We start from the raw sequence: 24,680 nt of genomic DNA, 5'->3' as shown, positions 1-24,680 counted from the left end.
CCGGAGCGCTTCGCACGCCGTCCCCGTCCACCCGCACTGCCCGACGTGGCCTGGATCAACCAGCCCGCCGAGCAACCCCAACCAGCCCCGTAGACACAACCTGTCTCACTTGACTTGACAACTACCGTCCCGACCTCCTTGAGGGGATGTAGTGGGCGTCCGCGTTCCCGGACAGGTGGACGTCGCGTCGACCCTCGAAGGTGTCGGCATGCAAGGGGAAAGGTAGGATCTGTTAAAAGCAGGAAAAATATCCGATCGATGACCCTGTGGCCGCCCAGGCGTGCTCGCTGTCCGGCTCGGTGTCTCAATCGGAAGGCTATCGAAGCTTGCACGCCCGATTCATCCGATCTATGGGCAGGTGGATGGGCTGCCACGCAGCGCGGAGGCCGTAGTCGGGTGTCGAATCGTGCCGAGGCTGAATGGATGGCGCCATGCCTGCGCCTCGCACTGCTTGTGCCTTAAGGTGGCGGCCGTGGAATCCCGGGAGGCCGTGGACCGGCAGGTGAAGTTCGGCACGGCACGACTGGCGCCGGACCCGTACCGCCCGACCAGCTGGCTGCTCACGGTCGACGGCGTCCTCCAGTCCTATGTGGATCTGGCCGACCCGACGTACCTGCGCATGCCGTACGCCACGTGGGCCGCCCGAGTCCTGGACCTGCACTGGCCCGCCGGCGAGCCGGTGTCGGCCCTCCAGGTCGGCGGAGGTGGTTTCACGATCGCGAGGTACCTGGCCGCGACCCGTCCGGGTTCGCCCCAGACGGTCTACGAACTGGACGGCCCACTGGTCGACCTCGTGCGCTCGCACCTGGACCTGGACGCGATCGCGAACCTCCAGGTGCGGGTCGAGGACGGCGAGTCGGGAATCGAACGCACCCCCGACGCCACCGCCGACGTGGTGGTCATGGACGTCGCCCAGGCGGGCGCCGTGGCAATCCACCTGGCCGCCGTCGAGTTCCTGCGCGAGATCGCCAGGGTCCTCCGCGCCGACGGCCTCTACCTGGGCAACATGTGGTCCGCGGCGGACATGACCCTGCCACTCCGCGCCGTGGCGTCCCTCACCGAGGTGTTCCCGCACGTCGTGCTCCTCGCCGAACCGGGCCTGCTCCTGGGCAAGCGGGCGGGCAACGTGGTCCTGGCCGCCTCCAACCGCGAGTTGCCACACCAGGCCCTCACCACGTGGGCGGAGTCCGCCGGCAACCGCGTGTTCTGCCTCTCGGCCACCCAACTGGCGGCCTTTCGCGGTGTAGCACCCCCGCTGACCGCCGAGCACCCGGCGGAAGCCGTCACCCCCGTGCCCCGCTGGGCCCGGTAACCACCGTTCCCGGATGAGCGTGCGCCACCTGTGGCGCGTTTGCACCCTCCGGCGGTGGATCACGGGGAGACCGGCGACGGGACCGTGTGATCACCGCGGCCGCGGTGGTCGAATCAGCTCTTGAGGCTGTAGAAGTGCACCGGCGAGTTCGGTTTGAAGCCGATCCGCAGGTACACGGGCGCCCCGGCGACGGTCGCGTGCAGGGTGGCGCGGGTCAGTCCGGTAGCCCGGCCGCCCTCGTACAGCGCCTTCCGCGTCACCGCCTCGCCGTAGCCCCTGCGCTGCCACTCCGGGTCGGTGGCGACGAGCGCGACGAAGAGACGGCCTGCTGCTTCGACGGTCGCAGCGCACGCCACCGGAACACCCTCCCGCAAGCCCAGGTAGGCGTACGCCTGGTTCTTCCACAGCGTGGAGCCGGTGAGCCCGTCGCGGCCGTCCTCCAGCGGGAACCCGTAGGCGCGCGAGTTGAGGTCCGCATAGGCCCGCAGCTGTTCGTCGGTGGTCACGCGCACGAACGTCAGGTCGGGGTGGCTCGGCTCGGAGGTGGGCAGCAGGTCCCCTGCCATGCCGGTGCCGGGGAAGGCGTGCTGGAGACCTGCTCGCTCGGCCGCCGCGTTGAGCACGGCGCGTGCGTCGTCATCCAGGAGGTCCTCGAAGAGCCACAGGAAGCCGGGGTGCTGCTTCGAGCGCATGATGTCCGCCGCCTGGCTCAGACGTTGCTCGACGAGCTCCGCGTCCGCGCCGACATCGGTCAATGTGACGCAGTTCCAGAATGCGAACCGGCATTCGGCCCAGCGGACGGCGATGCCCGGGAGGTCTCGCACATCAGCACCCGAATCCCGATCGAGAACCATGCCACGCCAGACCACGGCGAGCTGCTCCATCGATTCGATCGAGTCCGCGGGATCCGTCATCGAGACTCCTTGTGGATTGTCGGGTCGACAGAGCCTACCGAGTAAGATCAAGTCTCGCGTGGCGGGTTCGGCCCCGTCAGTCGCCCCCTTCTTCGCCGGGACCGAGGCAGCGTCCGGGATCGCCTGCGAACAGTCTGCCGACGGCTTGCGCTGATCGACGCCGGCTTGCTGCGTGTGCTGGGTGTGTTCGTTGACGGCGGTCGGGGCGGGATGGTCTGACTACGAGAATTGCGGATACTCTCAGTTGCATTGAATTACGAAAATTGCGGACAACGCCGGTGGTGGTGTTATCCGGTCGCGCGAAAGGCGACTTCGGCTCACGTTTTCGGTAACGATCGAGTCGCATCGGCCGAAAATTGCGGACAAGCTCCTATCGGTGTAACGGTGATCCGCCAAGATGGCGATTGGGGGGTGTTGGACGACGGTGAATTGCATCGAGTCGCACGATGCGCGAGCACAGATTGGCGATCCGCATGGAATATGGGGGGAACCGCAGGCGTCGGTTGGCTCTGGTCGCGGCGGCGCTGTGCGTGGGGGCGTCGCTGCCTGTGTTCGCGCCGGTCGGGGGCGCGCAGGACGTGCCGGCGACGTTGCCGCCTCTTCAGGTAGTCGTCCTGGTCGACCAGTCGGGGAGTCTTGAGGACGCCGACGTCGTCAAGGAGAAGGAAGCCGCGCGGACGATTCTGTTCAGTGCCCTGGCGCCCGGCTCGGTGATCTCCGTGGTCGGTTTCGGGAGTTCCGACCGGCCTGGGCAGAGCGCGGTGGACGTCGTGTGCCCGCCGACTCGGCTTGATGCGGCGCAGAAGCGTGATTCGGTCGCGAAATGCATCGGGGACCTGCACAAGAGGACCGAGGAAGAGGGCGACGGCACCGATCACGTGGCCGCGTTGCAGCAGGCCCTTGATTTCGTCGGCTCGGGTGGGCCGGAGAAGAAGGTCGTGTTCCTGCTGACGGACGGCAAGCTCGACGTGTCCGGGAGCCCGCAGTGGGGTGATTCGCCGGACCGCCGCAACGAGGCGGCGAGGGCGAAGGTGGGCGATGTGCTGGCCCAGTTGGACGGCGCGGGCGCCCAGGTGTGGCCGCTCGGGTTCGGTGCGGTCGACGTGGGTGCGTTGGGTGGTTTCGCCAAGGGCAAGAGCTGCACACCGGCGGCGCCGGATCCGCACGAGCAGGTTGTGCCCACGTCTACCGAGCTGACCTCGGCGGTGGCGAACGCGTTCAGTTCCGCCAGTTGCATCAAGTACGGCCCGCCGGACACGGGCAGCGTCCCCAAGGGTGGCTCGGTCGACCTCCACGTCGACATCCCGGTCATCGCGAGTGACGCGTCGATCCTCGTCTACAAGCGTGACGCGCGGGTGCAGGTCTCGTACCTGGCTCCGAATGCGAACAACGCCGCTCCTGCCGAGGGCGGGAAGGACTTCGAGTTCGCGGGGCAGGCCACGGAGACGGAGTCGTTGCGCATCACCGACCCTCAGCCGGGGAGGTGGACGGTCCGGCTGTCGTCGGCCGAGGTGGCCGCGATGGACGTGGCGGCCACGGTGGTCTACCAGGCGGCGGTCAAGGCGTATCTCACCGTCAGCCCGCCGCAGCCGGCTGCGGGGCAGACCGTGGGTGTCGACATGCAGGTGTGGGCACGGGGGCGCGCGGTCGTCGACCGGCAGGCGCTCGAAGGGTTGGCGTTCGTGGTGACGTTGACCGGCAGCTCGGGTTTTCCCGCGCAGCAGGTGACGTTGGCCGATCCGGACGGCGACGGCACGTTCGGCGGGCAGCTCAAGGTGCCGGACAACGCGACGGGTGACCTCACCTTCACGGGCCAGGTCACGGGTATCGGCGTGGGCGGCGACACCCGGGTCTTGTCGACCAAGGTGCAGAAGGCCGCCTCGCTCCTGGAGTCGCGGATCCTGTTCGACGACAACAGCGCGTCGGCGACGCCGGGCGGCACGGTGCCGGGCACGGTCGAAGTCACCAACAACTCCGGCAAGCCCGCCCGTCTGCGGCTGGAACTCGTCGACGTCACGCAGGGGACGTCGCTGACCGTGGAGCCCTCGGACGTGGAGGCGAAGACGGGTGTCACCAACACCGCGTTCGCCCTGCGGTTCGGCCCGGACACCCCGGAGGGCGTGAGCGGGGCGAAGCTGCGGCTGGTCGACGACGCGAATCCGTCGGCGGTGGTGGCCGAGCGGCTGTTCTCCACGACGGTCAAACCCGCGCCGGGGATCGTGGAGAGGTTCTTCTGGGTGTGGGTGGCGCTGGCCGTGGTGTTGGTCGTCGCGGTGGTGTTCGGTCTGTTGAGGCTGTGGGCGCGCAGCAGGGCGAAGCGGGTTCGCGGGTTGAGCGCCCAGTTGTGGCGCGGTGGGTTCGCGATCTCGGATCTGGTGCCCCGCGACCCGGACGGCAAGGTCTTCACGTTCCTCGTGCACGACGACTTCACCGGTCTGCAACTGCAGCACGCCGGGCCGGGCGAGGCGAACGTGTACGAGGTGCGTCGCGCCGGTCGGACGATCGTGCTCACCCCGCCGGGGCGGCCGTCGGTCGTGGTGACGCCGGGCGAGCACCACGACATCGGCGGTGATCTCGCGGTAGTGGTGTTGGACGAGCGGGGTACGACCCCTGGGGCGCCGGCCGATCCGTTCGCGCCGCCCGCACCGGACCCGTTCGCGATGTCGCAGGCACCGTCCGCGCCGCTGGACCCGTTCGCGGGCACGACGGGAGCCGCCGCGCCGACCGCGCCGTATCCCTCGCGCGGCGGTTCGCCGGGGGACAACACCTACGCGGACCCGTTCGCCGGTGGCTCCGCGAACGGCCGCGATCACGCGCCCCCGCCCGGACCGGCGCCGTCCGCCGACCGCGGCTACTACGTCGACCCCAACAACCCCTTCGACTGACCGGACCTGGAACGGACCGCGCCGGAACCGCCGCTCCCGAGTGGGGAGTGCGGGCGCCGACGCATCCGTTCCCGCACAACCGATTCCGCTGCACGCTCGCTGTGCGCTCGCCACCGTGAGGACGGTTACGCAATGAGGATCTATCAACCGATGTTGTTCGTCGGACTCGGCGGGACAGGTTGCAAGGTCGGGGCCGAGTTCGAGAAGCGGTTGCGGGAGGAGCTCTGCGGTCCCGACGGCACCCGGCTGCTGTCGGACATCCAGAACCCGAACTTCCTGCCGTACCAGCTGCCGTCCTGCTTGCAGTTCGTCTACGCCGACCTCAGCGCCAACGAGCTCCAGCGGGTCCGCCGCGAGGTCGTGCCCGGCCGGGAGCACGAGCAGGCGGCGCAGAAGACGATGCACCAGATCGCGGACCTCGTGCCGGCCCGCCTGGGCAACTCGGCGGAGGTGTCGGAGAGCCTGCGGATCAACCTCGACGACCAGACCGTCGGCTGGTTGCCGTCCAGGGAGAGCGATCCCCGGATCGGGCCGCTGGTGCGCGGCGCGGGCCAGTTGCCGACCGTGGGCCGCGGCGTGCTGTTCGAGACGATCAGGCGCAACCCGGACACCGCGCTGCTCGGGATCAAGGACGCGATCGCGGACATCAACGAGTCGGCGGGCGACCTGTTCGTGGTCAGCGGCAAGCGCACCCAGCGCGTGGACCCGGTGATCGTGTTCGTCGTGTTCTCCGTCGCGGGCGGCACGGGCAGCGGCATCTACTACGACTACCTGCACCTGATCGGCGAGCTGATGAAGCGGGGCGGCAAGGAGGCCGAGATCTACCCGCTCGTCCTGATGCCCTCGGCGTTCGACGACGGCCAGGGCGGCGGACGACCGGCGGACCTCAACGCAGGTTCCGCCCTGGTGGACCTGTTCCGGCTCATCGACGACCAGAACGCGCAGGGCACGACGAGGCAGCTGGACGAGTCGGGCTCCTACGGCGCGGTCTCCGTCCGCTACCCGCAGCTCGACCAGGTGCAGTTGCTGCCCAACACGGTGCAGACGGCGTTCCTGTTCGGCCGCCCGGTCGGCGGTGTGCGGCGGGACGACCTGAACCGGTCCATGGTGTCGCTGATGACCTCGCTGATCGGGGCCGGTCCGACCGAGGACGACGAGAACGACGAGGGCGCGAACCAGCCCTACCACTCGTTCGCCGACGGGTTCATCAACGGCAAGGTGGACCGGCACGCCATCGCGGACACCGGTGTCGGCCGACGCGGTGTGACGACGAGCGCGGTCGCCGCGCTGACCACGCCGTTGCTCGAACTCACCGACGTGGTCAGCTCGCACCTGCTGGCCAACGCGGTCAACGAGCTGCTGGTCCCGCCCGGCGCGGCCGAGACCAACAAGCAGCACATCCGGCAGTTCATCACCGCCTCCGGGCTCGACCGGCTGTTGGAGGCCACGCCGTCCCGCATCCCGCCGCCGGGCAACCCGGTGGGTTACGGCGCGGTCGCCGCGGCCATGACCCAACGGGCCGAGGCGATGAAGCTCAACGTCGACCGGGGCCACGAGGCGCTGGCCGGGCCGATCGCGACCCTGGCCCAGGACTTCGACCCGACCGCCGCGGCCGCCGTGCTGCTGCGCGACCTCGACCTGTTCCGCTTGGAACGGGTCGTGTTCGGTCACCGGGACCTCGTGGACCCGCTGGACAAGGGCGGGTTCCGGTCCCTGCTGGAGGGTTGGCGGACACCTCCGCCCGCGCCGCCCGGCCTGAACGTCGCCACGCCGCCGTTGCCGAAGGACCTGCGCCGGAAGATCACGCAGCGACTGCGGATCTCAGACGAGTCCGTGCAGGCCGTGCTCCGGCAGCAGGACGCCTGGTACGCGTGGCAGACCCGGCGGATCTGGAACGGCGCCTGGAACGACAGCCACCGGCTGTGGAGCAGGCCGTGGGGCGCGTTCGTCGAGGAGCTCGGCGCGATCCGCGACCAGTTCCTCAGCCACGCCCGCAACGACCCGCACCAGTTCGACCTGCGGTCGCGGGACCTGTACAAGTCCCGGGTCGGCGTGACCTACCTGCTGCCGGCGGAGGACCGCGGCCTGGAGGGCTTCTACCAGAGCGTGTTCACCCGGTTGAAGCAGGACTTCGCCCAGTACCTCAGCCCCAACCCGCACGAGGGGCACGTGCTCAACCTCCTGCTCGGCCAGGACGGCTGGGCCACGGCGTTCGCCAAGGGCAGGCAGGACCCGGAGGCGGCGGTGGCCTACATCCGCCAGCGGATCAAGGAGGCGGTGACCGAGCGGCTGCGTCCGGGCGACCGCAGTCGCCCCGCCCTGGTGCCCCGCATGGACGACCTGCTGGCCAATGCCGTGCAACGGCGGGACGGCAGCGTCACCGAGGGCGACCTGAACAGGTTCCGGCAGAAGTTGGCCGAGCTGGTGCCCGGCGGGTTCGCCCCGGACGGCCACGGTCCGCTCAAGGCGTTGTTCACCTATCCCGCGGCGCAGCGCAACGACGACATCGAGCGGTTCCTCCGCCGTGAGGTCTCGCTGCCCGTCGACATGGTGGGCGAGCCGGAGTTCCGCGCGGTGCAGGCCGACACCATGGTCGTGGTGCTCAACCGCAGCTCCATGGGCGTGACCGAGGTGCCCGAGCTGCGCCGGGTCGTCCGGCTCTGGGCCGAGGCGCAACGCCACCCGCAGCCGCAGGACACGCTGTCCTGGCGGCGGCGGCTGAGCCAGGACAGCGACTACCTGCTGATGGGCGAACAGGACCGCAAGCAGGTGCTGCACCGGCTGCTGTGCGCGGCGTGGGACGGGAAGATCACCATCGACGGTCCGCCGGCCAGCCCTCACCACGTCACGGTGGAGGTCGGCGGGCGGGACGCGGTCGCGATGAAGCTCGAGCTGAGCCCGCTGGGCAGCCTGTCGTCGTGGGCGACCCTGATGCAGGCCTACGAACGCTGGATCCTCACCGACGACAACCCGACCCGGCGCAGTCTCGCGCGAAGGCTCATGTCCTCGGTGCCGGAGGGGGCCGACCGGTTCCCGTCACCGCCCAAGCCGCAGTTCGCCGCCATCGTCGACCTCGCCGGAACGGAACTGCAGAAGATCAAGGAAGCGGAACAGCACGCGGTGCTGGGCCGGGACCCCCAACTCGCGGTCTTCCGGGAGTTCTGGTCGCGGACCCTGCCGGAGGCGCTGCGCCAGCCCGTCGGGATCACCACGAAGAGCCTCCTGGACCTGCGGGAACAGGTCGACGTCGCACACGGGTTGGGTGGTGACGTCACGCGATGAGCACGTCGAAGGTCGTAGTGGTCGACCTGCGCGACACACCCGCCGACCTGCCTGACGGACTCGCCGGCGGCGTGGTCGTCCTCGACCACGCGCAGTCCCTCGTGGAGCACGCCGAGACCTACATGTCGCTGATCGGCGAGGACATGGTGACCGACGTCGTGTGCGTCGCGATCGGCGAGGCGGGCGCGGAAGACCGGGCGGACGGCGCGGTGCTCACCGTGCCGTCGGTGCTGCGGCACGCGACCGTCCTGTGGGTCGGGGATCCCGAGGGGGTCGACTGGGCGCCGGGGCAGGCGCACCCGAGCCCGGTGGAGCGGTCGGTGCTCGCGCTGGACGACCTGGTCGCCGCCTTGCGGGTGCCGAAGCTGTTCGACCGGGTGGTGGCGGTGACCGAGGAACTCGCGGGCGCCGCGGCGAACCCGGGTGTCCGGTTCGTGTCCGGCGCCGCCGACCCGGTCGAACTGTCCGAAGCCAGGGCGGCGGGCGTCCGGTCCCTGTGCGCCGAGGACGACGCGGTGTCGCAGCACCTCGAAGAGCCGGTGTCCTTGGCGCACACCCACAACGGCAGGGAGGGCGCCGTGCTCTCCGGGCCCGTGCTCGCGTCCCAGGCGGACGCGGTGCGGCGGCTGAACCACGTCGTCGAGCTGGCGCGGATCCTCGGCACGCCGCGGGCGTTGTTCGGCTCCGCCCGGCCGACGGCGCAACTCGGCGCCCAGGTGCTCTGGGCCGGCCAGGCCGCGGAGAACTACCGCCGTGCGGTGCTCGAACTGCTCGACCGCATGGACAAGCACATCCAGGGCGGGCGCGCGTCGGTCGAGGACGTGGTCGAACTCGGTGTGCCGCAGCCGTGGGAGGCCGACCGGGGCGAGATCGCCGACGAGCTGCGGCGGACCGTGGACGGCCGGCTCGGCGCGGGCGCGGCACTCGCGGCGCTGGCGCGACAACTGCGGGTCCTGGCGGCCCGCAGCGGCCCGCAGGGGTGCATGGCGGCGTTGGACGAGGTGCGCAAGCGGGGACCGCTCAGCCTGGACATGCCCGGGTTCCGCAAGTGGCCGCTGCGCCTGTGGTCCCTGCCGTTGGTCTTCGTCACCTGCGCCGTGCTCGCGTTCGTGCTCGGTTCCGGGTGGCCGGGCTGGGTGGGCGGCGGGCTCCTCGCCGCGGCCTGGTTCGGTTCGGGGTGGTTGTTGCTCGGCCGACGACCGGGCCCTCAGGAGGAGTTCGGCCTGTCCGACGCGGCGGTTCCGGCACTGGTGTACGGGGTGATCGCCGTCGCCGGGGTGGTGAGCGGCGGTGTCGTCGCGCAACGCGTGTCGTCGGTGCAGGTCCCGCCGTCGACCAGCCTGTTGGTGACCCTGGCCGTGGTCGCCGTCTGCGTGCTCACCGTCGTGTTGAGCTGGCGTGCGGCGGTGCGTCGGTGGCGGGCGGCGTTGCGGGTGGCGGCACTGCACGACGTGATCGAGGAACTGACCCGGATCGCCGAGCAGACCACGGCCCGCGAGTGGCTGCCGATGCGGCGCAGGCAGGTGAGCGCCGCCGTGGCCGCGGAGGTCGCCGCCGGACTCGACGAGATCGGCGCGACGCTCGCCGAAGCCGGGAACGGCCTGTTCGTCGACGTGGGCCCGCCGCCGTCGCCCGGTGACCCGGTCCGGCTGGTCCGGCCGGTTCCGCACGAGCTGTACGCGGTGGTCCGCGGCGACCTCGCGGACCTGTGCCGGACCGCCCTGGAACCGGCGTGGCGCGCCGCCGCGGCCGGGATGCCCGCACCGGACGGCGTGTACGCCCAGCGGCTGGACCGGCTGCTCGGCGAGTACGGCGCGGACGTCCGGCGGCACGGTCTGCTGGCGGCGACCCGGTTCGGCGACGACCACACGCCGCGCGACGCCCTGATGGCACGGGTCTGGTCGGAGTCGCCCGCGGCGTTGGCCGCGTTGCGCGTCGACGTGGACGGCGCGATGACCCAGCTGTGCCGCGGCGGCCAGCTCGGCTACCTCAGCACGGGCGCCGAGCCCGGCCTGGTCCGCTTCGCGCCGGCGGGGTTGCGGCGGGTCCTCGAACAGGAGGGCCTGCACAGGGAGCTCGTCGCGGACCCCCGGGTCACCTGGGGCGAGGGCGGGGAGCTCGTCGGAGCGCTGCGGTTGCTGCCGTTGCGGCCGGAATCGGTCCGCCAGGTGTTGGGTGGGGTGCGGTAGATGGTGGGGCAGAGCGAAGTGGTGCGCTGTCGGGACGTGATGGGGGTGCTGCGGGAGATCACGGTCGACGACGTCAACGAGTTCGTCTCGCCGGGATCGGTGCTCCAGCAGCGGCTCGTCCGGGTGAACCAGCGGGTGTACGTGCGCAAGTACGTCTCGCGGGCGGCCGGCCGCCAGAACCCCCGGCTCTACGAGCTGTTGGAGAACGAGGTGCGCGCGGGCACGCGGCTCGGCCAGGTGTTCCACGACGCGTACCCGCGCGAGCTGGCGCGGCTGGTGGCGTACAACGTCGACGTCGAGGAGCCGTTCGTGCTGCTGCACGAGTACATCGGCGAGCCCGCGGCCGGCGCCGTGACCCGGTTCGACGACGCCCGGCGCAGGAGGTTCGAGCACGAGTTGCTGCGTGCGCTGTGGTTGACCGCCCTGGCCGGCGTGGTGCACGGGGCGGTGACCATGGATGTCGTCAGGTGGGACGACGGGCGGTTGCAGCTGGTCGACTTCGAGTTCGCCGAGCGGATCGGTGAGCCGCGACGCCGTGGCGGCGGTTCGCTCGCCCGTTCACCCGAGCAGTTGGCCGGCACGGGCCTGGTGGACACCCGCGACGACCTGTGGGCCGCCGGTCTGCTCATCCGCGAACTGCACCTCGGCGTGCGGTCGACCGGGGCGCGGCCGGACCGGGACCACGACCCGGAACGGCTGCGTGCGCTGCTGGACCCCGTCTTCGGCAACCCGGTCGAGCGGCGGCCGTACGCGGCGGACCTGCTCGACATGCTGCGGGGCGACAGCCGGGTGCCCGCGTTCACCAACCCGGACGCGGTGATCGCGGCCGGGCGGGACATGTTCGAGCTCGTCAGCCGGGGCAAGCGCGGACCGGTCGCGCCTCCGGTCGGCGACTGGCAGGACCAGTCCGCCGATACCCACAAGCCGCAGGCCGACACGTCGAACCCGCCCGAGGCGTGGAAGCCGGCCGGGTCGTGGAGCCTGCCCGAGGCGTGGGACAGACGGGTCGTCACCGTCGTGGCGGCGTTCGTGATCGCGTTGCTGATCACCGGAATGGTGGTGCTGTCGTGACCACCGCGGACCGGGGACGCCCCCGGCGTCGGCTGCGCTGCCCGATCTGCGCCGACGACTTCGACTGGCCCGAGGACTCCGCGATCTCCCTGTACGACGAGGAGAACAGCCGCTACGAGTCGGTGGACGTGTCCGGGCTGCCCGAGATCAAGCGGGCCGACCTGGCGCGCAAGGGCTACCGCCGGTGCCCGAACCCGTCGGCGGACACCGCCGAGCACTACCTGCCCGCGACCTACGCGGACTACGGCGATCCGCTGGTGGTCGGTCTGGTCGGCGCACCCGCGTCCGGCAAGACCCACCTGCTGACCGCGATGGTGCGGCAGGTCCACCTCAACGGCCTCGCCGCGCACGGGATCACGGCGGCGCCGCTCGACTTCCGCAGGCACGAGAACTTCCGCAAGCAGTTCATCAAGCCGTTCGAGGAGGGCGGCACGCTGCCCGGCACGAGCACGGGCATCGTCGAGGCCGCCGACATCCTCCTGCTGCGCGGACCCGGTGGCGAGCGCCCGGTGACGTTCTTCGACGTCGCGGGGGAGGACCTGGAGAACACCGCGGCCCGCAACCGGGCGACCAGGTTCCTCGTGGGGGCGACCGCGGTGGTCTTCGTCCACGCCACGGAGGACCCGTTGGAGACCGGGCAGTCGGCGCCGCCGAGCGAGAACCTGTCGTTCAACCTGGCCGTGGAACGACTGCGGGGCCTGCCGGGAGGCAGTGGGCTGCCCGCGGTGATCGCGGTGACCAAGTCGGACCGGTTGCGTTACGTGCCACCGGTCGACCGCTGGCTGCGCCGTGGTGACGAGCGCGTCGTGGACGCGGCCAGGATCCGGGCCGAGAGCCGGGACGCCTACGCGTACCTGCACCACGTCGGCGCGGGGGCGTCGTTGCGCCCGTTCGAGGCGTTCACGCGGTGCACGCTGCACTTCGTCTCGGCCAGTGGCGGCGACGCCGTCGTCACCGACCCGGCCGACCCGTCGAAGAAGCACTTCCCCCGGGGTTTCCGCCCGACGAGGGCGTTGGAGCCGTTGGTCTCGATCCTCGCGATGACCGGGATGATCACCGGGCCGGAAGCGGAAAGGGTGGGCATGCCATGACCGCGCCTCGTTCCGGCGACGTGATCCACCAGGCGTTCTTCGGGTGGTCCTACGACACCACCGGGCACACGATCATCGCCTCCTCGTTCGAGGGGTTCGGGGGATCGGAAGGGGAGGAGCACCGGCGCTGGCTGGCGAGGTTGAAGGACCACGTCCGGCTCCAGCCGGTCGACAGCGTCGACCCGCCGCAGAGTGCCCTGTCGTACCTGCTGTTCGGTGACACGGCGGTGGCCATGCGCAGGGTCAGGCGCGGGCACTCCGTCGGTCGTGGGAACGCGCACGCGCTGATCGGGCCCGCCTCGGTCCTCGACGTGTCGCGTGCCCTGGGCCTCGGGATGCTGCCACCCGAACGGTGGATCTGGGAGGACACGGTCGATTCCGGGATTCGGCTGGCCACGATCGCGCCGACGTACTTCGACGACGTTCCCGACGTGGACGACCGGTTGCGCGCGCAGATCGCCAAGTACCGGACCGAGTTGGTCACCGTGCTGGCCCGGCTGCTCGACGATCCCGCTGACCCGTTGAGCGTCATCGGGTGCCCCGACCAGCTCCGGCCGGCGATGGTGTGGGCACTGCGCGCGGCGGCGGACCAGTACCTCGCCAGGCAGTCGTCGCACCACCGGCGGTGGTCGTTCTCCACCTACGAGGACCGCCACGACTCCAGCGTGGAGAACCTGCCGGAGATCGTGTTCCTGCCGGTGCAGCCGTCCACCACCGGGGTCGTGCGCCGCGCGATCGTCAACCTGGACCGGCCACCGGTGCAGCGGCGGCACACCGACGTCGCCGATCGGCTGGTCGCCGAGTTGTTCGGCGAGGGAGTCGTTCCGGTGGTGGCGGTGGGCGGCAACGCCGCGGTTCGCCCCGAGTTCCTTCAGCACCCGGACAGCTCCGGCCGTCCCGACCGCACCGATCGTTCCGACGAGGGCGTGCGCGACATGTCGTTCCCGGGGCGGCGCGACCACCAACCGTCGATCCCGTACCAGCCGACTCCGGGTGAACCCGTGCCGCCTCGGCCGGTGCACGCGAGCGTGCCGCACAGCGCGGTGCCTTCCAGCGCGGTGCCGACCCGGGAGGTCAGGGCCAAGGGCGTCGACCCGTTGATCGCCGCCAGGTCCCTCCGGGATTTCACGACCCACCTCGAACGGCTGAAGCGGGACCCTTGGCGTCGTGAACAGTTGCGCGAGGTGCTCGACGTTCGCGCGGTGGACACCGTGACCAGGTTCGTGGAGGTCGATGCGAGGCACGAACTGCTGCACACGTTCCTGCAGGTCCTCTACGGACCGGGGTTCGAGGACCTCGAACGTCGGGACGGGCGCAAGCACGCCGCGAAGCTGGTCGCGAAGTGCCAGTCCGACCAGCTCGCGACGATGCTCGGCAGCGGCGCCTGGCAGGGCGGTAACGACGAGATCAGCAAGGCCGCGTTCGAGCGGTGGTCGCAAGGCAGCCGACCATCCGCTCCGGTGGGCCACATAGCGCGGAAACTCGAGTCGGCACGGCGCAGTCGCCGTTACCCCGTCGTCCTCGCGGGTGTTGTGGTCGCGGTGCTGGCGGTCGTGTTCCTGGTGGGTGTCCTGGTCGGCGACTCCGGTTCCGGCGAGCCGGCCGTCGCGTCGACGGTGGAGCCGTCGTCGCAGGTTCCCGTGCAGCCGACCACGGAGGCTCCAGCTCCGACGACGGTCGACGCTCCCGCCTCGTTGGCGGAAGGCACCGTGGAGATCCGTCTCCCGTCCGGGAGCGCGAAGGTGTTCGCGTTCGTCCGGGTCGACGATTCCTATTACCCGCAGGGAGTGTGCGAGAGCGAAGGCGGCCAGGGCGATCGGTGGAGGTGCGTCAAAGTCCACGAGCCACTGGCCAAACCCGGAAGTCGGCCCGAGCTTGTCGCCGCCTCGGTGCCGGGTGCTCAGGTGCAGTCCCTCAGCGACGCGGCCAAGAACCGCGAGGCCGTCGAGCGGGACCGGGAGTGGGGAGAACCGACGCCGGTGGTGGGCTGACGGCGTGCTGCGAATTGGCGTCGTTGGCCCGGTGAGCCGAGGCCACGCCGGTAGCCGCCGTGACGGGTGTGTTTACGCACCCGAGTGGATGAACGGCGCCCACAGGAAGGGGAGCTCGGGGCGTCGCTTTCGGAATCGGAGCGCCGCTTCGTGCAGCGCTTTCGCCGCCGCGTCCCCGCCCGAGGTGTTGGCGAAGACTTGGTAGAAGTCCCGGACGATGCGCTTCGCCGCGGTGTCCGATACCGGCCAGAGGCTGGCGACCACTCGCGGGAAGCCGGCGAGTTGGAACGCCACAGCGAGGCTGAGGGCCTCGTCCGCCACGGTCACCCCACCGCTGTCGGCGCTCTCGCACGCGGACAGGAACGCCAGCTCGGCGGAGTCCAGCCGCAAGCGCGAGATGTCGTGGACCGTCAGTGGGTGCGCCTCGTGGTCCTCCAGGAGCAGGCGACTGGCCGATGGCTCGCCCGGTTGCGCCACGGCGTGGCAGGCGAAGTGGGCGACCCGTGCACCGACGAGGGCTTCTCGGACGCTCGTGTGCGTCGCTTGCGGCCCGGTCAACGTCACGGTGGAACCGGGAAACTCGCGGGACAGCAGGGCGACCTCGGCGGCGGCTCCGGGAAGGGTGTCCTGGTCGGGCGTGCTCGGCATGCTCACGGCCACCACCGGACCTCCGGGTCGGACCGCCGAGTGCTTGCGGGCGTGGATCAGCGCTCGGACCGTGGGCGTGTAGGAGCTGACGACGTGGTCGACCACCGACTGGCCCGGTCGGTCGTGGTGGCCCGCCGCGTGCAGCGGAAGCGCGGACAGCACTCCGGTGGCGCACCACCACAGCCGCGGGTGGTCGGACAGGTCCAGCCGGGTGAGGACCGGGCTCGCCACCATGTCCCACAGCCAGCCGAAGGAACGCGTGAACCAGCGGTAGTCGTCCTCGTCGTCATCCAGTGCGGCCTCGATCGAATCCGGTGACACGCCTTCCAGCGCGACCAGGTCGATCCCGCCGCGGTCGAGGATGATCGCGTCGCAGCGGACGGGGCTGACGTTCACGATCACGATCGGGCCGTCCGAGGCGGCGGCGACCAAGTCGGCGGCACGCGGAGCGAGCAGGAAGCGCTCGAAGCCGTCCTGCCCGCGGATCTCGACCAGTTTCGCGTCCCGTCGGGCGATCAACCGCTCGCGCCAGCCGAAGTCGCCGGTGCTCGGCGGCTCACGGTCGCCCCGGTCGCGGGGAAGCAGGTTCATGGCGTCGTCGAACGCCTGCCCGCCCGTCTCGTCGGCGTCCATGGTGTCGACCGCGGTGCGCAGGCGTTCGAACTCCTCCGCCAGCCGCGGATGCGCGGTGGTCAGCTCCGCCAGGTCGCTCCTGGCGTCGATCCCCCGCGCCAGCATGACCCCTCGGCCCAGTTCGAGCAGTTCGACCGCGCGTTCCACATCACCGATCTGGAGGAAGCAGGCGGCCGCGTCGGACGCCAAGCCGTACCGGGTGCCCAACACCCGGTTCCGGTCCGCGACCGGGATGCTGCTCGGTGCGGTATGACCGAGCAGTTCGACGGCTGTCTCGTACGCCGTGGCCGCTTCCGCCCAGTTGCCCGCCAGGCGTTCGAGGTAGCCCCACTCGCGCGCGGCGTCGACCCGTCGGTCCGGTGTGCCCAACGGCCACCCCGCGACCACGCGCAACGCGGCGACGGCTGCTCGACGGGACTCCTCGTCGTGCAGGGTTTCGTAGCGCGCGACGTGGCACACGGCGAGGTCGACGAGGCTCTCGTGGTGGATCCGTCCTCGGGTGGCCGCCACGGCGGCGCCCATGTGCCGGATCGCCTCGTCCAGGTCGCCTGCGTGAGCCGTGGCCTTGCCGCGCCTCATCAGGGCCGCGCCCAACGCTTTCAGGGCTTCGACGTGGTGCTGGTGACCGGGCCCGGCCAGGGCCAGCGCGGCTCGGCCGAACCGGACCGCTTCGTCCACCTCGCCGGGCACGTCCCGGAGGGCCGACGACAGCCTCGACAGGTAGGAGGGCTTCCGCGGATTCGAGTCCGGGCAGGCGTCGTTGGCGGATCTGATGAACCGCAGGGCCTTGTCACGAGTGGCGTCGTTGTCCGTCTCGTCGGCGAGCGTGCCGAGCGCGATGCTGAGGTTGTACTGGTACGTGTAGTGCGTTTCGCCGTCGGCGGGATGTTCTCGTTCGGCTCGGCACGCGTAGGTCACGGCCTTTTTCAGGTAGTGCATCGCGCCGGTGTGCTTGAACGCGGTGTGCAGCGTGCGCGCGAACGTGTCGAGCACGACCTCGACCGGCGGCATGCCGTCGACAGGCTCTCCACGCACATCGGCGAGCTTTCCCCAGAGTTTGAGCGCTTCGTCCACGTCGGCTGTGTCGTGGGCGATGTCATACCGCTTGAGCAGCAGCCAGGCGAGCAAGACCTGGCAGGTGGTGCGCCGGTGGGGGCTGACGGCCAAGGCGAGCCCGTGCCGGACCAGGCGGATCGCCCGGTCGAGTTCCGGCGGATCACCGCCGTGTTCGAGCCGGCGGACGACCGCCACGCCGGACGTCAGGTACCTCGTGCTTTCGTCGTCACGCAGGCCGTCGTCCAGGGGGATCCTGGTTTCGTAGGGAACGTCGTTCGCGACCGCCCACAGCTTGATCGTGCGGTCCAGGGCCAGGAGGGCGGCGACGTGCTCGGGGCGGTTGCCCGGCGTCAGCCTGAGCACCTCGCGCCGCATGTCGATGAGCTCGCGGGCGTCCTCGTCCTCGAAGTAGTGCGTGTACCGGGCTTCGAGCGCCTCGGTCAACCCCATCGCGCACAGGTGACGCGGACCGTGCGGGTGGTCGGCCGCTTCCCGCAGGCACTCGACCGCGGCGTTCACGTCGGCGCGCGTTTTCGTCCACTTGAACCGGACGGTCAGCAGGTTGCCCAGGTTCAGTGCGAGCAGCACTCGTTCGACGTCGTCCGAATAGGGCGGAAATCGTCGCAGGGCCGCGGTGAGCAGGTCTATCGCGCGGTCGAGGTTCGGCCGCGTCTTCTCGGCGAAGAACTGTTTCCTGGCCCGGTAGGCGCGGTCGACGTGGAACTTGCGGAGCATGGTCGTTCCCTTCGTGCCCGTGTCTAGCGGTTGCCGGTCACGTGCCCACCGCGAACCTCGATCGGCGCGCACTCGGCGAGCAACGCCTTCACGTAGGCCGCCGCGACCAGCGCGGCGTGGTTGCGCCACAGGTGACCGGTGCGCAGGTCGCCGTAATCACTGATGCCCCGCACCACGTACCACTCCAGACCGTTGGCGAAGCTGGACTTGCCGATGCCCGTGCCCTCCATCTCCAACGCGCGCAGGTCGTGGCGGGCGGCGACCTCGTCGCGCCTGGCCAGGTTGCGCAGCGAGCGGTCGGCGCTGCCGATGTGGCCGTGGTGCACCTTCGGTCTGCCCGGCCGGTGTCCGCTCGTCAGCGGGTCGGGGTGGGGGAGGACGGCTGTCCCGCCGTCCGTCGCGTAGACGACGTCGGTGTCCGCGGGAGGCCGCGCGAAGTCGGGGTGCAGGCTCACCGCGGCGTCGATGTGCGCCTCCCACGGTCGGTTCCCCATGCGCTCGTGGGTTTCCACGAGATTGGCCGCGTGCTTCAGCAGGGACGACGGTCGAGGGTGGGACTGGCGCTGCTCGGTGCCGTCCGGCCGGTCCACGACGTGGTCGTAGTCGACGATTCCCCAGCTGGCCACGACGACGTCACCCAGCCGAACGTGCTTGCGCGGCTCCGTCACCGCGGGCACGCCGGCGGCGATGCCGCACATCACCACGCAGTTGACCGTCCCGAAGCTGCGGGCGAGGTTCGCGCAGCCGTCGGCGGCGGAGCTGTTGGCGGTCTCGCCCAGCAACGTCACCACGACGACGTGCGGCTCGTCCGCGACCGCGCTGGGCATGGTGCCGATGAAGTAGTTCGCCCGATCTCCCCGGACGTTCAGCCGCTCCTCGTCGTCCAACATGAACCGCACGGCCGCGAACTCCTCGGGCATCGCGGTGACGATGCCGAAGGTCGGTTCACGGCGTCGTCGGGTGATCTCGGGCAGGAGATCGGTCATCTGTCGTGCGCCTTCCGCGGACGTTTCGAGGTAGGTGATGTCGTCGTCGAGCCTCTGGGTGAAGAAGTCCGCGAGCGCGCGGTCGTCGCCTATCGGGTCCGTGCCACCCGGCGCGCCCGCGGCCGGTCCCAGCGCGGTGACCGCGTTGGCGCTCGCGATCTCCACGGTCCGTCGCATGGCCCGGAGGGCGGCGAGCTGCCGGGCGATGTCGAACCGGCTCGCCTTCAGCTCGTCGTGGTCGCCGCGTGCCAACGCGTCTTCCAGTCGCCGGCACAGCTCGGAAGCCGGTGGCAGGGCCGCGTGCACCCGGATCTGGTAACGCAACTTGGCCACGTGCATGAGGTACCGCGCCAGCGGGGACATCGCCACACCGCCGTTGCCCCACGTCCAGTCGCTCAGCTGGTCATCGCGGTCCGTCGGCGCCAGCACGACGAAGCGCCTGTCCACGCGGGTGTCGACGCGGGCGGAGGTCTCCCGCAGCACGATGCCCGGCGCGAGCTCCCGGCCGCCTGCCGCCGAGGGTTCGTCATCCTTGCCCAGATACAGCCACGCCGTTCCGATGAAGGCCCGGGAGGGCGTGCCGAACACCGGCGCCAACAGATTTTCCTGCTGTGGCCAAGTCGTCCCGGGTGGACCCGCGAACACGGAGAGGTTGAGCACGTCGTGGTGCAGCCGCAGCAGGACCTGGACGTGCGTGTCCGGACGTTGTGCGGCTGCCAGAGCGATCGTGCCGCTTCCAGGAGGACCGAGCCCGCCGGGTTCGACGGGCAGACCGAGACCGGGAACGGCGTCCGTCGTGCCGAGCTCGTCACGGCAGCGGTCCCACATCGCGGCGACTTCCGCTGCTGCCTCGGCCTGGTGTGGTCCTTCCGCGTGCGTGTAGAGGTGAACCACCAATTCCTGTTGGGACACGATAATTGCGGACACCTCCCCTCGCGTGGTAGCTCGCCCGTCCACGATGCCATGGATAGAGTCGCGACATGAGCACGGTGAGCGACGACGAGATCCGTGACGACGCCCGAGAGGTCGCCCTGGACGTCCTCGGCTGGCGGACGACGTCGGCCGAGTGGGAGGAGATCGCCGAGCTCCTCGCGTCGGCGATCACCGCGACCGAGGCCGGAGACCGACAGGCGCTGCGCGCGGCGACGATCGCCCTCGAACTGGCCAGCCCGTTGCGAATCACTCGCCTGGGTGACGAACGGCGTGATCGGGAGCCGCCACCGGAACCGGTGCGCGAGCGGGTCAACCGGCTCGTGCACGTGTTGGACGACCAGCCGGACCGTCCCGTGCCCGAGGCGCCCTCCCGGTGATCGCGCCCTCCGCCGGGCGGAGCTCGCGTTGCCGGACAGCGGCGTCGGGGCTTACGCGGATCCGGGCACCTGGGCCGCGTTCGTCCTCATCGGGACCTTCCGGTGACCCGGCGCCGCTCGTGCCGCCGGCTCATCCGGTCGATCCCGGCAACCAGAGCCAAGCGGGAGCCGTGAACTCCTTCACCGCGACGTCCACCCGGCGGAACGCGGCGGCCGGCAGGTCCGCGTAACCCAGTCGGACGACGTGCGTGTACAGGTAGTCCGACACCAGGACGGCGAGGTCGTGACGCGGCTCGTCCGCGATGGCCCGGCGCAGGGGAGCGGCGTCCGTCATACGGGCCAGCTCCACGGCGAGCGGGCCCGAGAAACCCGTCTCGCCGGGCCCCATCAGCCCGAGTGTCATCGCCATGCGCAACCGAACGCGGTCGGCGTGCGCCCGGTTGTCCTCGGCGAGGCGCCGGGAAGTGGCGGTGACCAGCACCGCCAGCGCTCGGCTGGGGTCCAGGTCGTTCGGCAGGTAGACGGACGCGCCGTCGCCGAGCCATTCGTGGCGCACCTGGTCGAGGTCGATCCCCGCGTCGGCCAGCACCCCGCGCAGCAGTCGGACCAGCCGCTGCTGCACCGCATCACGGCCGGGCGCAGGGCGGCTGCCGAAGCCGACGACATCGATGGAGAACCCGATGTGGAGGGTCTTGGCGAGCGGCTCCGCCGGATTCGCGGGCACGCCGCCGATCCCGTCCCCGGTGTCGGCGGCCGTGAGCACCGGCGCGTCCTGGACCTGTTCGCCGGCGATGGGCCGCAGGCCCAACCGCTTGCACGCCTCGAAGCACGCGTCCAGCTCCACGTCCGTGTAAGCGAGCACGTGCACGGTCCTGATCGAGGAGGTCGGTGTCGCGGCGAGGTAATCGGTGACCGCGCTGGTGAGCACGACCGCGGTCTTGCGGGGGTCGCCACCACCCTGCCCGGCGCCGAGCAACGGGAACAGCACCGACTCGACCGGCCGGTGGTCGTCGATCCGATCGATTGCCGCGAGCACCGCGGTGACACACCGGCCCACTTCCCGCACCTGGCGGTAACCCGCTCCGGGCTCACCGTGGACGGCGGCCGAGTGCACGACGTACCGCACCCCGAACCGCGCCAACGCGCCCGCACCGGTGACGATCGCCGTGCCGGCGGGCACCGGACGCCGCGAACCGACCAGGCGGTCCAACTCGTCCACGATCAGGTCGGACGTGATCCGGCCGGTGGCGTCACGACGGGCACCCTCGTGGCGGATGATCGCGGAAACGGAGAACTCGTCGACCCGCGCCATCCTCATCTCGGTGTTCTCCGGGTTGACCCACACCTGTGCGGAGCGGACGCGGCGCAGGTCGCCGGTCACCACCCCCAGTCGGCGTTCCACCCCACCGCCGTCCAGCCGGTAGAGGTGCGTCCGGTTCGTCTCCAGGGGACGCGGAGCACGTGCCGGCTTGGTCCGAAGAGAAGTGCGCCAGAGTACGACGATCACGCCTGCGGCGAGCGCGGCGATGGTGGACACCGTCACAGCCGTCATCGCGTCCCTGCTCCTGCGTGCAACCGCTCCTGATCAGAGCGCGCCGGCCTCGTAGGCACTCGGATGACTTTTATACCGCTCGGCTTGCAGCCGTGTCATTCCAACTCCGCCGATGCCGGGAGGTCATGGCGGCACGATGCCCGGATCAGGCGCCGAAGTGCTGGTGGGACGCCCAAGCAGACGGACGATGGGGGTAACGGTCACGAGCGGCGCGCACGGCGGCGTGAAGCGCGAGAGCCGGGCTCGGGTGTTCCTGATCCGCTGTCAGCGTCGCATAGAATTTCTCGGCGACCCTCACGGCCGGGCGATCTCGTACTTCCCAAAGCGTGCCCACGACGTGAGGGAATCCCGCCAACTGGAACGCCGAGGCCAGGTGTGTGGCCTCGTCGATCAACGCTCGGTGGTGAACCACTGCGGTAGCGCACGCGGACAGGTACACGATGTGTGCACTGCCCAACTGGATCTGGTCCAACGTCGCCACGGTCAGCGGATCGGTTTGGTGATCGCGAAGCAGCAGAACGCTCTGCGACGGGTCCAGGTGATTTGCCCAGCCATGGCAGATGAAATGTGCGATCGTGCACTCCGGCAGGATCTTCAACACGTTGTTCTTCGTCGGACCACCTACCGCGCCCCCGATGTCGTCGTGTTCCGCCAAGAGCACGGATTCCGGCACCAGCCGCCGCACCACCTCGGCTTCCGCGGCGGCAGCCGGAAGGCTGCCGCCGGCTGCACCGGGTGTCGTCGGCATCGCGACGATCAACGCCCGATTCCGCAGGGACTTCTCGGTCGTGCGCGTACGCGCGTGCCGTAGCGCCCGGACGCTCGGCGTGTAGGACGACACCACCCGGTCGAGAACGGTGCGCCGATCCGGATCGTCCCGCGGATCGGTGTGGTGGCCGGCCGCGTGCAGCGGCAACAGGCCCAGAATGCCACCCGGGGCCCACCAGAGCCGCCGAACTCCGTCATGTCCGCGGTCGTATCCCAGGGCCGCGAAGACGGGGTCGACAGCTTTGTCCCACAACCAACTCAGCACTCGTGGCAGGACTACTGCCTCGTCGGGCGTGTGCAGAGCGTCGTAGAAGGTCCTGAAGTTCTCGATCAGCGCTTCAAGCGTCATCCCCGACAGCGGAACGGCACGCACACCTTCCCCGGTTATCAGCAGTGCGTCGCAGCGGTGCACGCTCGTGTTGAAGACCACGACCGGTCCTCGGCCGCCCTCGACCAGCAGATCGGACAAGTCCGGGGGAAGGCCGAACGACCCGAACCCGGGCAGGCCGCGGATCTCGGCCAGCACCGACTCCAACGCGTCAGCGAGCAGGTGGCGGTCCGGACCGATGGTGTACGGGACCGGGGGGCGGTCCAACAGGTCTCGCGCGGTCGTGAAGCGGGTGGCCAGTTCCGGGTGCCTGCGATGCAGATCGGCGAGCTCACCCCGAAGGTCGAACTGGCGCCCCAGCACGACCGCGCGCCCTGTCTCCAGCAGGCGCAACGCGCGAAGCGCTCGCTGCTCTTCCGGAACGCTGTCATCGGACAGCGCCAGCGCGGCGGCATCTCCGGCCAGGTTGGTCAGGTCGTCGAACACGTGTCGGTGGTCGTGCCGCTCCAACTCGCGCGGCGTGACCGCGGGCAGCAGTCGCACCGCCATCTCGAGCAGTCCTGCCGCTCGTCGAGGCTCGGTCCGCGCGAGCAGTGCCGCAGCGTTGCGCGCGGCTCTGACGCGGTGCGAAGGAGGCGCGGTCACGACGTGCGCCGCGTCGGCGTAGATCAGCGCCGCCTGCCTCATGCCGTCCTCGTCATCGGTACCACGAGCCTGGCATCGCAGCGCGTTCGCCAGGCTGAGCAGACGCCCCGCCGATTGGGGATGGCCTGGCGGGGTGAGGGCGACTGCTCGTCGGGCTACGACGACGGCCTCGTCGACGTCGCTGGAATCCCCGGTGTGCTCGAACCGGCCGTGGAGCACGTCGGCCAGCGTCGTCAGGTACCCCGGCAGCCTGCCGTCGTCCTGCCCCGTGACCTCGATGGCCCCACGTGCCGCGTGGACTGCCTCTTGAAGATCCTCGGGATCCTCGAGCAAGTCGTAGCGCTTGTGGAACGTCAGGGCCAGATTGGACAGCCTGCCTCCCCGGTGTGGATCGTCATCCGCGGTGTCTGCGAGTACGGCGCGCAGCATGTCGATCGTCGCGCTCAAGTGCTCGGGATCGGCGAAGCGGTCCTGAGCGGTCACCATCGCCGTCGCCAAACCCGACAGCACGACCGTCCGGAAAGGACTGTCAGGTGGTGTGATCGCCACGGCGTCCCGGTGGGCCGCCACAGATTCGACCAGGCTCGCCTGGTCGTTGGTCTCCTCGAACCGCACCTGCAACGCCAGTCCCAGGTTGTGCAGGAATCCGCTGCGTTCGACGACCTCGGCCGGGTGGGTCAGAGCCTCGCGACCCGCTGCGATCGACTCGTCCAGGTCGCCGGGCTCACGCGTATGGCCGTGTCGGAGCAGGAGGGCGTGTCCGAGGCTGGACAATGCGATCCCCCGCAACCGGTGGTCCTCGGGAAGAGCTTTGACGATGGCACGCCAGAGCACTGCGGTTCGCGAGCTCAACTCGGCGTCGCCGGAGTCGGCCGCCCGGCGCAGCGCGCGCGACGCGCCCGGCGCCGCCTGCTCGGCCAGTTCGACGAGCAGAGGAGCGGGCACGTTGTCCTCGCCGAAGAGGAAGCACGGGAGGAACATCTCCGCTGCCTTCGCTCTCTCGGTCGTGCTTTCCTCGCTGTCGAGCGCTTCATGGCGGAGCCAGTGCAGCCAACCGAGGGCGTGTCGCACTTCGAGGTCGCCGTCGAACGGTTCCAGGACTTCGTCGAGCAGTCGTGCTTCCACGATGGCCTCGGGTTCGAGAACCGGTGAGTGACTGTTGGTGCGCATGACCCGGTCCAACCTCGCGCAGACCTTGTCCAGTCGACGGTCCCTGTCTTGTCGCAAATCGCGCACGCGCCTGTCTTCCATGTTGACTGTGCCACTCGGGACGCTGATCAACCG

General features: G+C 70.3%; 13 protein-coding genes. 8 read left to right on the top strand and 5 right to left on the bottom strand.

All coding sequences use genetic code 11. The annotated features are described in order from the left end of the window. Positions 1–472: 472 nt before the first annotated feature. Complete coding sequence (locus FM051_RS36635) at positions 473–1,312, top strand: spermidine synthase (RefSeq protein ID WP_158851442.1); 840 nt, start codon at positions 473–475, stop codon at positions 1,310–1,312. Between the two features lie 113 nt (positions 1,313–1,425). Here FM051_RS36635 and FM051_RS36630 read toward each other — a convergent pair whose 3' ends face one another. Beyond that, entirely contained in the window at positions 1,426–2,226 is an 801-nt protein-coding gene (locus FM051_RS36630; RefSeq protein ID WP_158851440.1) for a GNAT family N-acetyltransferase, read from the bottom strand. Positions 2,227–2,672: 446 nt separating this feature from the next. On the opposite strand from FM051_RS36630, the gene FM051_RS36625 reads away from it, so the two are divergent. The 6 genes from FM051_RS36625 (at position 2,673) to FM051_RS36600 (ending at position 14,735) form a co-directional block, all read left to right on the top strand. Next, entirely contained in the window at positions 2,673–5,111 is a 2,439-nt protein-coding gene (locus FM051_RS36625) for a VWA domain-containing protein (RefSeq protein WP_158851438.1), read from the top strand. A 132-nt stretch (positions 5,112–5,243) separates the two neighbouring features. Further along, complete coding sequence (locus FM051_RS36620; protein WP_158851436.1) at positions 5,244–8,393, top strand: tubulin-like doman-containing protein; 3,150 nt, start codon at positions 5,244–5,246, stop codon at positions 8,391–8,393. Next, complete coding sequence (locus FM051_RS36615) at positions 8,390–10,582, top strand: hypothetical protein (protein WP_158851434.1); 2,193 nt, start codon at positions 8,390–8,392, stop codon at positions 10,580–10,582. The genes FM051_RS36620 and FM051_RS36615 overlap by 4 nt, the downstream gene beginning before the upstream one ends. Then, positions 10,583–11,653: a serine/threonine-protein kinase gene (locus FM051_RS36610; RefSeq protein ID WP_158851432.1), complete on the top strand. Its 1,071-nt coding sequence runs from the start codon at positions 10,583–10,585 to the stop codon at positions 11,651–11,653. Beyond that, positions 11,650–12,744: a hypothetical protein gene (locus FM051_RS36605; RefSeq protein WP_158851430.1), complete on the top strand. Its 1,095-nt coding sequence runs from the start codon at positions 11,650–11,652 to the stop codon at positions 12,742–12,744. Before FM051_RS36610 ends, FM051_RS36605 begins: the two co-directional genes overlap by 4 nt. Beyond that, complete coding sequence (locus FM051_RS36600) at positions 12,741–14,735, top strand: hypothetical protein (RefSeq protein ID WP_158851428.1); 1,995 nt, start codon at positions 12,741–12,743, stop codon at positions 14,733–14,735. Before FM051_RS36605 ends, FM051_RS36600 begins: the two co-directional genes overlap by 4 nt. A 72-nt stretch (positions 14,736–14,807) precedes the next feature. Here the strand turns inward: FM051_RS36600 and FM051_RS36595 are convergent, their stop codons facing one another. Both FM051_RS36595 and FM051_RS36590 read right to left on the bottom strand, forming a co-directional pair. Next, positions 14,808–17,807 carry a CHAT domain-containing protein gene (locus FM051_RS36595; RefSeq protein ID WP_158851426.1) on the bottom strand — a complete coding sequence of 1,000 codons (3,000 nt, stop codon included), beginning with the start codon at positions 17,805–17,807 and terminating at the stop codon, positions 14,808–14,810. Positions 17,808–17,830: 23 nt separating this feature from the next. Beyond that, positions 17,831–19,705, bottom strand: a complete 1,875-nt coding sequence (locus FM051_RS36590; RefSeq protein ID WP_158851424.1) for a CATRA conflict system CASPASE/TPR repeat-associated protein — start codon at positions 19,703–19,705, stop codon at positions 17,831–17,833. Between the two features lie 68 nt (positions 19,706–19,773). Here FM051_RS36590 and FM051_RS36585 point away from each other — a divergent pair, with 68 nt between their 5' ends. Beyond that, a complete protein-coding gene (locus FM051_RS36585) occupies positions 19,774–20,103 on the top strand; it encodes a CATRA system-associated protein (protein ID WP_158851422.1) in 330 nt (109 codons plus the stop codon). Between the two features lie 130 nt (positions 20,104–20,233). Here FM051_RS36585 and FM051_RS36580 read toward each other — a convergent pair whose 3' ends face one another. Further along, the gene (locus tag FM051_RS36580; RefSeq protein ID WP_158851420.1) at positions 20,234–21,655 is read right to left on the bottom strand and encodes a macro domain-containing protein; all 1,422 of its coding nucleotides are present in this window, start codon (positions 21,653–21,655) and stop codon (positions 20,234–20,236) included. Positions 21,656–21,800: 145 nt separating this feature from the next. Further along, positions 21,801–24,647, bottom strand: coding sequence for a CHAT domain-containing protein (locus FM051_RS36575; protein ID WP_158851418.1), 2,847 nt, complete (start codon positions 24,645–24,647; stop codon positions 21,801–21,803). Positions 24,648–24,680 lie beyond the last annotated feature (33 nt).

Source organism: Saccharothrix deserti (assembly GCF_009769385.1).
GTDB classification, from domain to species: Bacteria; Actinomycetota; Actinomycetes; order Mycobacteriales; family Pseudonocardiaceae; genus Actinosynnema; species Actinosynnema deserti.
The sequence above is the reverse complement of the archived record's forward strand: the minus strand, read 5'-3'. Positions and strand labels throughout refer to the sequence as shown.